Genomic DNA, 14040 nt, shown 5'->3' with positions numbered 1-14040 from the left:
GGTATGTGTTCCACGTGGAACATTCGGTGGAAACAGGCTGAATGTTCCACGTGGAACGCTGCGGGGTCGTCCCTTCAGCGGGAGGCGCCGGTTCAGCGGGAGGCGCCGGTGACGATCCAGCGGCCGGAGCGGGCCCGCAGCCACAGCGCGGCGAGCCGGGTGCCCATCATCAAGGTCATCGCCCACCACAGGGCGGTCAGGCCCGCGCCGAGGGCCGGTACGGCGAAGGCGAGCGGGGCGAAGACCGCCAGCGTCACCAGCATCGACCAGGCGAGATACGGCCCGTCGCCGGCCCCCATCAGGACCCCGTCGAGCACGAAGACCACCCCGCAGACCGGCTGCATGACGGCCACCACCAGCAGCGCGGACATCAGCGCGTCCCGTACCGCCGGGTCGGAGGTGAACAGCGGCCCGATCAGCGGCCGGGCGGCCACCACCAGGACCCCCAGTACGACCCCGCAGGCCATCCCCCACTCGATCATCCGCCGGCACGCCGCCCGGGCTCCTTCGGCGTCCTCCGCGCCCAGGTACCGGCCGATGATGGCCTGTCCGGCTATGGCTATGGCGTCCAGCGCGAAGGCCAGCAGCGACCAGACGGTGAGGGTGATCTGGTGCGCCGCGATCTCGCTGTCGCCGAGCCGGGCGGCCACCGCGGTGGCGATCAGCAGGACCGCGCGCAGGCTGACCGTACGCACCAGCAGCGGGACGCCCGCGCGGGCGCAGGCCCTGATGCCCGCCGCGTCCGGACGCAGGGCGGCCCACCACCCCGCACCGCCCGCGTCCGCGGTCCGCTGCCGGGTGTGGCGGCGCACTCCGCGCACCACCACCCAGAGGTAGACGGCGGCCATGCCGTTCTGGGCGATGACCGTGCCCCAGGCGGAGCCGGCGATGCCGAGGCCGGCGGCGTAGACCAGGGTGGCGTTGAGAGCCGCGTTCGCGGTGAAGCCGCCCACGGCCACGTAGAGCGGGGTGCGGGTGTCCTGGAGGCCGCGGAGCACCCCGGTGGCCGCCAGCACCATCAGCATCGCGGGGATGCCCAGCGAGCTGATCCGCAGATAGGTGGCGGCGTACGGGGCGGCCGTGCCGGAGGCGCCGAAGAAGTCCACCAGGGCGGGCGCGGCCGGCAGCACGACGGCGATCACGCCGGCGCCGAGCAGCAGCGCCAGCCAGATGCCGTCCACCCCCTGACGCAGGGCCGCGGCAAGATCGCCGGCGCCGACCCGGCGGGCGACAGCGGCGGTGGTCGCGTAGGCGAGGAAGACGAAGATGTTGACGGCGGTGGTCAGGAGAGCGGCGGCCACACCGAGACCGGCGAGCTGCGCGGTGCCGAGATGGCCGACAACCGCACTGTCCACCATCACGAACAGCGGTTCGGCGACCAGCGCGCCGAACGCGGGCAGCGCGAGGGCGACGATCTCCCGGTCGTGGCGGCGCCGCACGGATCCGGGAAGGCGGGCGGGGTCCTGTTGCTCGGAGGGTTCGGCGACCGGATTCACAGGCACAGCCTAATCGTCCACAAGTAAGAGGTGAAGATGGTATTCGATCATTACGACTGACTGCGTAGAGTGATCTCCTCCGCGTTGTTTGTGGCGATCTTGAGCCGCCCGGAAAAGTTTTTCTCCTGCACAGGCTATGGATGAAGAAACAGCAGGTCAGTGCCGGTGTCGCTGGCTGATTGTCAGCTTGTCCACAGCACTGTCCCAAGGGCTGTACACAGGTTCGGGGCAGTTCTCCACAGGTATGCGGCCGTCGTCCACACCCCCTGTGGATAACGGGGTTGGTCCGGGTGCCCGCTGGCCCTACGGTGGAGCCTTCCCGACGTCCCCGACGCGTCCGCGTACGGAGGCCGGGTGGCGCGTTTGTCGCAGCCGTGCCGTGAAAGAGTGGCACGCACGCGTCGGTCCGGAAGGACCGGTCGGACGGGAGGGAGGTGACGGTAATGAGCCAACCCGAGCCCGCCGACGACCGCTGGGTCGGCCTGCCGTCCGACGAGCCCGCAGCCGTCAGCCCCTTCCGCAAGAAGAACGCGCACGACGACGGCCAGGGCTCCGGCCGTTACTCCGAGGGCGGCGGCGGATTCGAGCGGGTGCCCCCGCAGGACCTGGACGCGGAGCAGTCCGTGCTCGGCGGCATGCTGCTGTCCAAGGACGCCATCGCCGACGTGGTGGAGGTGATCAAGGGCGCCGACTTCTACCGGCCGGCGCACGAGACCATCTACAACGCGATCCTCGACCTCTATGCCAGGGGCGAGCCGGCCGACCCCATCACCACCGCGGCCGAACTCACCAAGCGCGGCGAGATCGCCCGGGTCGGCGGCACCCCCTATCTGCACACGCTCGTCAACGCTGTGCCGACCGCCGCCAACGCCGAGTACTACGCCGAGATCGTCCACGAACGGGCCGTGCTGCGCCGTCTGGTGGAGGCGGGCACCCGCATCACCCAGATGGGATACGCGGCCGACGGCGACGTGGACGAGATCGTCAACAACGCCCAGGCCGAGATCTACGCGGTCACCGAACAGCGCACCTCGGAGGACTACCTCCCGCTCAGCGACATCATGGAGGGCGCGCTCGACGAGATCGAGGCGATCGGCTCCCGCAGCGGCCAGATGTCCGGCGTGCCCACCGGCTTCACCGACCTGGACTCGCTCACCAACGGCCTGCACCCCGGTCAGATGATCGTCATCGCCGCCCGCCCCGCCATGGGCAAGTCGACGCTGGCACTGGACTTCGCCCGCACCTGCTCCATCGCCAACAAGATGCCCAGCGTCATCTTCTCCCTGGAGATGGGGCGCAATGAGATCGCCATGCGCCTGCTGTCCGCCGAGGCCCGCGTCGCCCTGCACCACATGCGCTCCGGGACCATGACGGACGACGACTGGACCAAGGTCGCCCGCCGGATGTCCGACGTCACCGAGGCCCCGCTCTACATCGACGACTCCCCGAACCTGTCGATGATGGAGATCCGCGCCAAGTGCCGCCGCCTCAAGCAGCGCAACGACCTGCGGCTGGTGGTCATCGACTACCTCCAGCTGATGCAGTCCGGTGGCTCCCGCCGCGCCGAGAGCCGCCAGCAGGAGGTCTCCGACATGTCCCGGAACCTCAAGCTCCTCGCCAAGGAGCTCGAAGTCCCGGTCATCGCCCTCTCCCAGCTCAACCGTGGCCCCGAACAGCGCACCGACAAGAAGCCGATGGTCTCCGACCTGCGCGAATCCGGCTCGATCGAGCAGGACGCCGACATGGTGATCCTCCTCCACCGCGAAGACGCCTACGAGAAGGAGTCCCCCCGCGCCGGCGAGGCCGACCTCATCGTCGCCAAGCACCGCAACGGCCCGACCGCCACGATCACCGTGGCCTTCCAGGGCCACTACAGCCGCTTCGTGGACATGGCCCAGACCTGAGCCGCGCCGGTGTAGGTTCCGCGCCTGAGTGACCCTTTCCGCGTCGCCGTGTCCCCTGATTGGCCCTTGGGACAGATTTCACGGAACGGCAGATCAGTGCGTTCGCTCGATCGAGTGAAGGGTGGTGACTGCCAAGACAGCGGGTGGTCGTGCTCGCCATGGTGAATGCACCAAGGGCGTAGCCGCGTTGGGGGTGGGACCGCTTATGTCGGACTCCATAGCCGTAACCTCTTCGGACATCCACGTCAGGGGACTGGGTGGGGACATCACGGTGGAGTGCCCATTCGACGCGGTGGATCTCGAAGATCTGCTGGCGGCGGGGCCGTGGCGGACCTTGCGTTGGTATAAGGGGCAGAAGCATTTCTCGGGGTCGTTCTGGTCGGCCACCGAGGGCGCACTGGTGATCTACGAGTCCTTGCTGGAACTGGCCTGGCTGCTGGAGGCGGACTTCGACTGGTCGGTTTCCAGAATCATCGCCCAGCCGTTCCTGATGACCGCGCGGATCGACGGTACCGAGCGCAAGCACATCCCCGACTTCCTGTTGATGACCACCTCGGGTCCCTTGGTGGTGGACGTGAAGCCGGCGAAGCGATTGTCGCGGCCGGAAGTGGCGTTCACCTTCGCCTGGAGCCGGCAGGTCATCGAGTCGCGGGGCTGGGAATACGTCGTGCGGAGCGAGCCCGACTCCGTGCGGCTGGCGAACATCCGCATTTTGGCGAGGCATCGTAGGGCGTGGTTATTCGCTTCGGAGATCGTGGACAGGGTCGAGGTCGCGGTGACGGACGGGATGACGTTCGCGGACGCGTGCGGGTCGGTGCCAGAGCTCGATGAGTCGCTGGTGCGTTCGGCGGTTCTGCGCTTGATGTGGGCCGGGCGACTTATGACGGATCTGGACAAGCCCCTGACCTCTGCCAGTCTGCTGCGGAGGCGGCCGTGAATCGCGGGACGGTGCGGCTCCAGGTCGGGTCGCGTCTGGTGTACGACGGCGAGGCGGTAGAGGTCGTCGAGTTCGCGCCGACCGTCGCGGGCAACGAGGTGGTACTGAAGGACCGACGGGGTGGTCTGCGACGGGTCGCGGTGAAGGAACTGCTGTTCTCGGATCGGGCGAGCGTCGTGTCGGAGAACCCGGGTGCCTCATCGAGTGACCTGGAGGACATCGCCTCGGTTCTCCTCTCGCGGCTCAAGCCTGCCGAGCGGGGACTCTTGGCGGATCGTGCGGGTCACGTGCGAGAGGCGTGCAGCGGGTACAGGTCCGGCAGCGCTGAGCTGGCCGGTCAGGGGGAGCCGAGACCCCAATATGATCCGAATCTGCCGAAAGTGGTCCGCTATCAGGCGAAGGCGGATGAGCTCGGCGTCTCCTTGCGTACGGTCAAGCGCTGGGTGGCCGCTGTCGAGGCGCACGGGGAGGCGGGGCTGGCGCCGCGCGCCCGCGGCACTTCGGTGCTCGACCGCTGTGACCCGCGCTGGGTGGAGACAGCGCTCGAAGTGATGATCGAGCACACTGACCAGTCCAAGCCGATGCGAAAAACCGTGATCGAACGTGTACAGGCGCTTCTCGCGGCGCGGTTCGGTGAGGGCGTGGTAGCCGTCCCGGCGCAGACCAAGGCTTACGAAGCGCTGGAGGAGCTGGAGGAGCTGGAGCGGCAGCATCCGACGTTTCGTCTGAGCACCAAGCGCAACCGGGACATCGCTGAGCGGCCGCGTACGGTCTTCGGTCGGTTGCGGCCGACCAGACCGGGCGAGTACGTGCTGATGGACACCACCCGGCTGGATGTATTCGCGCTTGACCCACTGACATTGCGGTGGGTCAACAGCGAGTTGACCGTAGCGATGGACTGGTACACCCGCTGCATCGTGGGGGTCCGGCTTACGCCGGTCTCCACCAAGTCCGTGGACGCGGCGGCTGTGCTGTTCCAGGCCTACCGCCCGCTCAAACCTGCGGCGCACTGGCCGCCGCAGGCCGTGTGGCCTGAGCACGGAATCCCGCGTTCTGTCCTGCTGGACCGGGCTGCTATCGACGGGCCGATGGCGAAGTCCGCGACTCCTGCGCTGGTGCCGGAGACGGTGGTCGTCGATCACGGGAAGATCTACGTCTCTGAGCACCTTCGCAGCGTGTGTGATCGTATGGGCATCTCGATCCAGCCTGCGCGGCTACGTACGGGCAGGGACAAGGGGCCTGTCGAAAGGTTCTTCAAGACCCTGCGACAGGGCCTGCTGCACGCCTTGCCCGGCTACAAGGGACCGGACGTCTTCTCGCGCGGGGAGGCGGTGGAGCGGCAGGCGTACTACTACCTCGACGAATTGCTTGAGCGGATCGTGGTGTGGATCGCGGCGACCTACCATCGCACGCCGCACTCAAGCCTGGTCGATCCGGGGGTCCCGAAGTTGCGGATGTCCCCTGTGCAGATGTTCGAGCACGGTATGGCTCGCGTGGGATACATCGAGGTCCCACGCGACAAGCACCTGGCGCTGGAGTTCCTGCCGACAGTGTGGCGCACCATCCAGCCCTACGGCGTGGAGATCGGCAAGAGGCGCTACAACGGCAGCGGTCTCTACCACGACGGCCGGCCGAGCCCCTATCTGGGCGGTCGCTGGCCCATCCAGGTCAACCCCGACGACATCGACCACGTGTACTTCCGCGACTTGGACGGGGAGCCACACGAACTCGTCTGGGAGCACGCGGCAGCCCGTGACTTCCCGCTCAGCGAAGACGCCCTGGAGTTCGCCCGCAGTCTGGCCGCCCAGAAGCATCCGTATCCCGACGACCGCCTGGCGGTGGCCGAGTTGCTGGAACGTTGGCAGATCGGGTTCGGCACGACGCTGGCTGAACGACGCATCGTCCTGCGGGCGATGCGCGAGCAGACAGCCTTCAACCTCCAGCCGCATCAGCGGGCCCCGCACCAGGCTGAGCTGCCCGGAGAGGAGTTTGAAGGCGATGACGATGTGGCCGACACCGAGGACTTTGCCGACGAAGAGCCGGTGCCAGGCGACGACGAGGAGTTCTACGCCGAAACCCTGGAGGACCTGTGACCACGCCCGGAGCCGGGAGCACGGAGGACCCGGACTGGAAGTCCTTGCCTCTCGACGACCTGACCTTGACCAGGAAAGAGGGCTTTGCGGCATTTGCTGAGGCTGTGGACCCTCAGCGCCCGCCCGATATGACCATGGCAGCGCTGCAGGCCCTGTCGTCAGAGGCTAAGGACGAACACAACCTCGCCCGCCGTGCCTACCTGGCCAATCTGCGCCCGATCAAGACTGCTCAGGCCGATGCTCTCGTCGGGGACTTGGCGGACATCCTTGAAGCAGGGCTGGACCAGCCGTACTGGGAAGCCAAGGGCATGGCCGCTGTCGACGCTTTCCCCGGGTTGGGCAAGACCACCGTCGGACTCTCGTTCGCCAAGCGCGTGCACAACGACATGATCCGCCAGCAGGGGAGGCTCACCGCCGGTGGTCACGAGCGCTGGCCAGTGATCAGGGTGGGCATGATGGGCGACACCAAGGTCAAGGACTTCAACTGGGCGATGCTGGAGTACTTCGCCCACGCCGGCCGAAGCAGCGGCACAGCGAACTCGTTCCTGGCCCAGGCACTCGACTGCGCCGTTGCCTGTGAATCGAGGCTGCTGCTCGTCGACGACCTGCACTTTCTCAAGTTCCGTTCCAAGAACGGGGCCGAGCTCGCCAACCAGTTCAAGACCATCGCCAACGAGTTCCCCGTGATGATCCTTTTCATCGGGTACAACCTTCGAGAGAAGGGCCTGTACGAGGACCCCCAGCTCGGGCGCAGGATCACCCCGCTCCGACTGGCCCCGTTCACGATCGAGAACGAAGCTGCGCGCCGGCAGTGGAGGAGCTTCCTGCTCACCCTGGAACAGCGTCTCGTGCTGGCCCGCAAGTACCCAGGCATGCTCGCCGACGATCTGTCCGACCACCTCTACGCCCGCTGCAGCGGTCACATCGGCTCCCTGATGACACTGATCAAACGCGCGTGTCTCCGGGCCGTTCGCACCGGCGAAGAACGTCTCACCCTCGACCTGATGACCCAGGTCAAGCTCGACCAGGCCGCCGATGAGCAGCGGGCCCGGTGGGAGGAGATGCTCGCGTCCGGCAAGAAGACCAGCAAGCCGAAGCGGACCAGGAGGCAGCGTGGAGGTCGTTCGGACACTGCCGATCCGGATGGCACCGCTACCGGGTGAGTCGCTGGACTCCTGGCTTGAGGCGCTCGCCCGTCGGCTGCATACCCGCTACGGCGGCCTCCTGTCCCACCTCGGACTCGTCAACCAGCCCAAAGAGAGTGGCCGCAGCAGCGCGGTCAACTGGACCGTCGCGCTGAGCGACGAAGAGGCCTCGGGCATAGCCCACGCCACGGGCGTGAACCGCGAGGCGATCCACGCGCTGACGCTGGCCCGCTTCGGCGGGCGAGCGGTGCTGATCGACCACGAGAAGCGCCAGGTCAACCGGCACCGTTTATGGGGCCGCGGTGCCGGGTCGCGCTACTGCCCCGACTGTCTGGCCGAAAGCTGCGGACGATGGCAGCTGAACTGGCGCCTGGGCTGGTCGTTCGCCTGCGTGCGCCACCGCCTCCTACTCGCGGACGCCTGCCCAGCCTGCGGGCGCCTTCCCCGGCGCTACCCGTTCTCCCGCCACAGCGTCCCGCTGCCGGGAGTGTGCGGATTCCGGCCCTCGCGAGAGCTGCACCCAGTAGCGCCTGGATGCAGTCAGGACCTGGCCCGAGCTGAGATCCTCCGCCTGCCCGAGGAGCACCCCGCGCTCAAGGCCCAGAGCCTGCTCTCCCAAACGATCGAGGCAGGCACAGCCGACTTCGGCCAGTACGCTCATCTCCCTCAGCCGTGCGCTGTGGCACTCTCCGAGGTGCGTGCGGTTGCGGGCCGGATGCTGACCTCCTTGGACGCCGAGGGCCTGGCCGCCCTGGTCCCGAGCGACGTCCTTGACGCTCACCTCCGCCCAGTGCCTGGCGCGCGGCCCCCGCGGCAGGAACGGGAGCGGGCTGGCTTCATGGCGCCGCCGACAGCAGCGATGACAGCGGTCGGCGTCATCGCTGCCTTGCGGGTGCTGGGTGAGGAGGATCTCGCCACGGCCGCACGGACCCTGCGACCGCTGACCAGCACGGTTAGAGACGGGTTCGAGAAGAGCACTGCCACCACCGTGGGCACTTGGGGCCGCGGCACTGGCCCGGTCCTGCGGAAGGTGCAGTTGGCAGCTCTCGCAGCTTCGATGCGCCCCAGCGATCAACTGCGCTACCGGACCGTCGCGGACCCGGCGCCCCCGCCCGTCGCCAGGCAACGGCAGCGCCTCCGCCGCCGCGCAAGCCAGCTTCCCGCAGCCATGTGGCCACAATGGGCCGTGCGCCTCAGTCCCACCCACGGAACCTATCCGCGGGTGCTGGCCCCCGCGCTGGCCGCCGCCACACTGCTGGTCGGCAGCAGAATCTCGTTCGACGAAGCCGCGGCAATGCTCGGTCAGACCACCGATGCCCTGGCCCTGTCGCGCATGCTCCAGATGCTGGAGCAGACCCCGCGCTGGGACGCCACCGCCTCAGCCCTGACCCGCCTCGCCGACCACCTGGACGCCCGTCCCTCTCCCATCAACTACGAGCGCCGCCGCAGCCTGGACTACACCGACCTGCTGCCCGCCGAGACATGGGCACAGATCTGCCGGGACACCGGCCAGCACCCAGGCACCGGACGACGACTCCGCATCGCCCGATGCATCGTGTTCACCCAGATCAGCGGCACCCCTATCGAGCATGCGCCCGAGTTCCCCACCGCCGGCCAGGATGTGTTCCGCGCGCAAGCCGAGCGCTTCACGGAAGTGTGGACCCCGCAGATCCGGCAGGGCTTGCGCGAGGCCACCCGTGCCTTCCTTCACCGCCATGGCATACGGCGAGAACCCCTGACCTGGCACCCCCCGACCAACCTGCTCGACGACCTCGACCTGCCTGGGCGCGACGCCGACGGCATCGATATCCAACGCCTACACGACCTCGTCCGAGGACGCCGCAGCCTGACTCGCGCCGCAGCTGCGACGCTGGGCCTCAGCATCGAGGCCGTGCGCCTTGCGCTGGAAGAGCATCCTGCGCCGGCCCAACCGCTCACGCCGTCGCAGGCCCGCGCCCTGGGACGAGTCAGCCACGCCATCCGTCGGGTCCTCACCGAAGAGGAACTTCGGCGCCGATACCTCGACGAGCGCCAGTCGGCGAAGGCCATCGCGGACGACCTGGGCGTCTCGCGGCAAACCATCACCCGTCTCGCCCGGGAGTACGGGATCCCGCTGCAGCGAGGACGCCGCAGCCACCACCCTGCCGACCGAGAGTGGCTCTTCGATCAATACGTCACGTGCCGCCGGCCGCTTCCCGAGCTCGCACATGAGATGGGAGTAAGCACTGCCACCATGAACCGGTGGGCCCACGATCTCGACATTCCGCTCCGCCCTCGCGGAGGTGCCAGCCATCGCGAAGCCCTGCGCCCGGATACCGGAAGTCCGAGCTGAATCACGAGCAACTGGGCGATCATGTCGAGGTGACCACCGCCGACCCCACCGAGTTCTTCACCAGCCGTGCCACCGTCTACCGCGCCCTTGAATGCCTGCAGAACGCATCCGCGTCGTCGATCTTCGGCGGGCAGTGACGTGCTGCCTTACGTCTATCAGGTGACGAAGTACAACCCCGCCGACCGCGACCAGCACGGGCACTACGCCGGCACTGAGCCCGCGACGAGCGACCACGGGCCGGTGGAAGCCGCCTATCTTCAGGCCGTCGCCGCCTTCGCCAAGGACATAGGCGTCCAGCAGTTGGCCGTTCGCGAGCCACAGCTCGGAGGCTTCGCTCACTTCGGTCTGGAGCCACCGGTCGACGGCTACGGCCTGGCCGACCTCTTTCCCGCTGGCCTCGCCGGTTTCCACGACGGTGCATCGGTGTCGATCGCCCTCGGCCTGGAACTTGTACGGGGCATGCTCCGCGACAACGGCGCCTGGTGCCGCCTGGAAGCGGAGGGAGAGTTCACGGTGCACGTCGGCTGGGACCAGTACCTCTACCTCGGCAGCAGTCGGTCCTGCGAAGGCGCGCTGACCCGTGCCCGCGCGCTCGGCCTATTCCCGGAACGCCTGGACGCATCGCCCTACGACTTCGCCCCCGACGATCCTGCCTACGTGCAGCGTCCGGCCGACGCTGACTTCTGGGCCCGCCTGCACTGGACCGTCAGCGCCCACCGTGCCGTGTTCCTGGAGGAGGTTTTCGCCGGCAACGCCTCCCGGTGGCACCGCCTGACCCGCGACAGCATCGAGACCGTGCGCTCCCGGCTGGTCCCACGATCGCGGTTGGCGGTCTGGCCGGACCTGCTCACCGACGTCGCCACGGCCGTGGCCGCTCTGACCGACAAGGACTTGGTGGAGGTCGTCTGGGAGGACGAGGACGGTCAGATCACGAGCACGGTCGTGGACGAGACCCAGTTCGAGGCAGTGACCTCCCAACTCGCCGGCGCGCGTGCTGCCGGTGTCGTATCCATGTCTGCCGGTGAGGATCTCCCGCTGTTCACCGCTGTGCTGCCGGACAGCGACGGTGTTCTGCGCGCTCGCTGGCAGACCGAACCGACGCCCAGCGACCGGGACTGGGCGTTCCTGAAGACCCTGCGGCGCGGCCAGGTCGTCACCGGCACCGTGACATCCATCGCCAGCTTCGGTGTCACCTTCGTGGACATTGGCGGCTTCACCGCGATGATCAACATTCCGGAGCTGTCCTGGCGTCCCTTCAACCACCCGTCCGACATTGTCAGCGTCGGCCAGCAGATCACCGCCGAAGTCCTCGACGTCGACATGGTCCGGGAACGTGTGCCGCTGTCGCTGCGAGCAGCGCAGGAGGACCCGTGGCCGCAGGCCGCGCAACGACTTGGACAGGTGGTCACCGGACCAGTCACCAAGATCCTCCCGTTCGGCGTCTTCGTCCGCATCGAAGACCGAGAGGACGGCTTCCAGGGGCTCGTGCACACCAGCGAGCTGGACCAGTCGCCGGAGGACGTCATCGAGGTCGGCGACACCCTCACCGTGAAGATCATTGAGGTCGACATCGCGCGCCGTCGCATTTCCTTGTCGCATACCCAGGCCGGTACAACCCGCTTTGAGGGCGGCATTGAGGCTGGATCGGCATGAGGGGCCAGGAGGCCGAGCTCGACCGGGACATAGCCGCGCTCTTGGCGGCCATGGCGTTTACCGAGATACGGCATCTGGCCGGGAGGCCACAGTGCGGGGAGCAGGACACCTCCCATGACGAGGTTCTGGACCGCATCAGGTTCCTGGCCAACTTGAGCCACAACCTTCCGGGTGTCGCACGGCCACGGGCCAGGAGGCCCTCCCGCCAGGGCAAGCCCATCGGGAGCTTCGATCAGGCGATGACCGAACGGCCGATGAGCTGGGTGTGGAATTCCGCCGGCCCGGACGCCCGTGCATGGATGCTGCGTCACATCGAACAGGCAGGCCGAAGCTGGACGCCACCCCCGCCGCTGCCGCAATCCCGGAGGGCCCCGTCGCCGATGACGCCGCGGCAACGGGTGGGCCTTCTGCTCAGACGCTGGCCGGTCATGACCCCCGCCGGGCGGCAGCCGCTACCCGTAGAAGCGAACGTTCTCAAGGCCCTCGACACCGAAGCGGTCTGCGCCTTGAACGACGAGGCCCTACGGCTTCGGCTCGGCCTGGGCGGTGGGGGATCGTGGTTCCGGTCCCATCTCGCCCCCGACGGCGTCCATTATTTGCTCCCGGATCCGGCGAACTACTACTGGCCCGGTACTCCGAACGGCCGCGGCGGCGAGATCGATTGGTGGCAGTGCGCAATGCTGCTGCAGATGTCCAACGGCGAGCAGGTCCGAGGCATGGTCGCCGTACTTCCGGAGACCTTCGTGGCTTTGCCCTCGACATTGCTCCGGAAGGATCAGCTGCGACTCGTCCACCGAGTCCGCTCCATTGAGCGAGACACCTCCCAATGGGGCCGCGACCACGAGGCCGAATGCGCCCCGCAACTTTGTGGCTTCGTCCCCGAAGCAACCGATAGTGCCCCGACGACCACATGACCGCAGCGTGGTCGCATCGCGGCTGAGAGCCACTTTCACTCGGCGGCAGCTTCGGGAGCGCAGGGCCGAGGCAGCTGGCCAACGCGCCTTTACATGCCCACACACCCAGGGGGAATTATGAGGTGAAGCGGAGCCATCGAGTGCTTAGGCTCAGGCCGTGGTTGATCAGATACAGAAGATCGTGACGAAGCTGCCGGATCTCAAAAACGTCACTGGCGTGTGGGCTGTGGCCGACGGCTGGGTCGCGCAAGGGGACGCTGTCTCCGCCGCTGACCTCGGTATCGCTCTCGCCAAGACGTACGGGTCCAGGGAGCACATGTGGCAGTACAGAAGTGTCTTCGACCACGTGCTTCGGCTACTGGCCACCACAAGGGGTCCTGAGAACGCCACCCAGGCAGTGCGGTTGGTCTCATCAGCTACGGACGCCGGCAGGGAACTGGACCGTTACGCGGCCTCGTTGCTGGCTTCTGGTCACGAGGCGACGGACTTGAGTGTGGTGTTCACCGGCCGTGCTTCGGAGGAGCTTCGAGCGTGCCTGGTCCACGAGCTGGTTCTCAGGGGCGTGGTCGTTGAGGAAATCCCGGCGATCGCGGGCTGGGCGACGTCGCCGCATTGGAGTCATCACCCGCTGCGTTGGCTGCCCATGACACTGTCCGATGTCGAAGGATCTGTCGATCTGCCGAGCTACAGCACCCGTGGCAGCAGTCACTCGATGCCGTACGGACCGTCCGAGAGCAACAAACTGGCGGTGGCTGCCCACGCGGACGTCCCATCGTTGGTGGATGCGACGACAGATGCGGTCGCCACTGCCATGGCCGCAGCCGTGGCGAACTGGGCCGAAGAGTCCAACGGGCGCATCGAGGGGAAAGCTTTCGACCTCGCCGCACCTTTGGACTCCGCCTTGGTCCCGACCGCGCTCTTGACTCTGGGGCTGGATTGTCTGCGAGGTGTGGGAAAGAAGGCTCCCCTGTCCGTCGCGGTCCGTTCAGCGGCTGACGTATGGCGAGTGCTCTTCGCGGCAGCATCCACGGGTGGGGCGTACAACTCCGGTTGCCGAGGCGCATACGGCCGCTTGGCGGCCTGGCAGTCCTTCGCCGCTCTGGCGGGATACCCGGAAGGCGCTCCATTTGACGAGGTCGAAGCCCGGGCAGCGGACTGCACGTGGTACGGGTTCGAGGCCAATACGAAGTGGTTCGAGCAAGTGGCCTGGGACGTCGGTCTCGCCGCTCTCACTCCAGACCGCCGACGACTGCTCGTGCTGGCTGCGACCGATACCGACTGAGTCGCCCGAAGCTCGCGCGCTCGGGAGCTGGATTGCCCAGCACTGCCTGGCTCAGTGGGTTTCCAGGGGGTCCGCCCGGCCGAGCAACTCCACGAGCGGGGTACCAGTCCGGGCAGCGACGATGCGGCGGCCGCGGAGCTGGGCGCGGGTCCGGGGGCGGAATTTCGGATCTCGTCCGCAACCACACGGTTCGAAGCCGTCGTAGCGCAGCCCGGCGTTGAGAACTGCCGAGACGACCGACCATGCCTTCCGATTACTGCGGCGGGGTGGCGCGAAGTCGTGGC

At 67.6% G+C, this 14040-nt stretch carries 9 protein-coding genes; 8 read left to right on the top strand and 1 reads right to left on the bottom strand.

Going from position 1 to position 14040, the window contains the following annotated elements; translation table 11 throughout:
• Positions 1-92 precede the first annotated feature (92 nt).
• Positions 93-1439 carry an MATE family efflux transporter gene (locus ACFO3J_RS22015; protein WP_386433029.1) on the bottom strand — a complete coding sequence of 449 codons (1347 nt, stop codon included), beginning with the start codon at positions 1437-1439 and terminating at the stop codon, positions 93-95.
• 500 nt (positions 1440-1939) lie between these two features.
• Between ACFO3J_RS22015 and dnaB the strand changes: the two genes are divergently transcribed.
• The 8 genes from dnaB to ACFO3J_RS21975 all read left to right on the top strand — a co-directional run bounded on the left by dnaB (position 1940) and on the right by ACFO3J_RS21975 (position 13756).
• Complete coding sequence (gene dnaB, locus ACFO3J_RS22010) at positions 1940-3400, top strand: replicative DNA helicase (protein ID WP_386431747.1); 1461 nt, start codon at positions 1940-1942, stop codon at positions 3398-3400.
• Positions 3401-3692: 292 nt separating this feature from the next.
• Positions 3693-4337, top strand: coding sequence for a TnsA-like heteromeric transposase endonuclease subunit (locus ACFO3J_RS22005; RefSeq protein WP_386431744.1), 645 nt, complete (start codon positions 3693-3695; stop codon positions 4335-4337).
• Positions 4334-6430: a transposase gene (locus tag ACFO3J_RS22000; protein ID WP_386431741.1), complete on the top strand. Its 2097-nt coding sequence runs from the start codon at positions 4334-4336 to the stop codon at positions 6428-6430. Before ACFO3J_RS22005 ends, ACFO3J_RS22000 begins: the two co-directional genes overlap by 4 nt.
• Positions 6427-7593 carry a TniB family NTP-binding protein gene (locus ACFO3J_RS21995; protein ID WP_386431738.1) on the top strand — a complete coding sequence of 389 codons (1167 nt, stop codon included), beginning with the start codon at positions 6427-6429 and terminating at the stop codon, positions 7591-7593. Before ACFO3J_RS22000 ends, ACFO3J_RS21995 begins: the two co-directional genes overlap by 4 nt.
• A complete protein-coding gene (locus ACFO3J_RS21990; RefSeq protein ID WP_386431735.1) occupies positions 7544-9907 on the top strand; it encodes a TniQ family protein in 2364 nt (787 codons plus the stop codon). The genes ACFO3J_RS21995 and ACFO3J_RS21990 overlap by 50 nt, the downstream gene beginning before the upstream one ends.
• Before the next feature lie 159 nt (positions 9908-10066).
• Positions 10067-11560 (top strand): S1 RNA-binding domain-containing protein, encoded by a 1494-nt coding sequence (locus ACFO3J_RS21985; protein ID WP_386431732.1) that lies wholly within the window; start codon positions 10067-10069, stop codon positions 11558-11560.
• Between the two features lie 239 nt (positions 11561-11799).
• Complete coding sequence (locus tag ACFO3J_RS21980) at positions 11800-12474, top strand: hypothetical protein (protein WP_386431729.1); 675 nt, start codon at positions 11800-11802, stop codon at positions 12472-12474.
• Between the two features lie 157 nt (positions 12475-12631).
• The gene (locus ACFO3J_RS21975; RefSeq protein ID WP_386431726.1) at positions 12632-13756 is read left to right on the top strand and encodes a DUF6183 family protein; all 1125 of its coding nucleotides are present in this window, start codon (positions 12632-12634) and stop codon (positions 13754-13756) included.
• Positions 13757-14040: the final 284 nt, after the last annotated feature.

It is taken from the genome of Streptomyces polygonati (assembly GCF_042650325.1).
Classification (GTDB): domain Bacteria; phylum Actinomycetota; class Actinomycetes; order Streptomycetales; family Streptomycetaceae; genus Actinacidiphila; species Actinacidiphila polygonati.
This window is presented reverse-complemented; position numbering and strand designations above follow the sequence as displayed.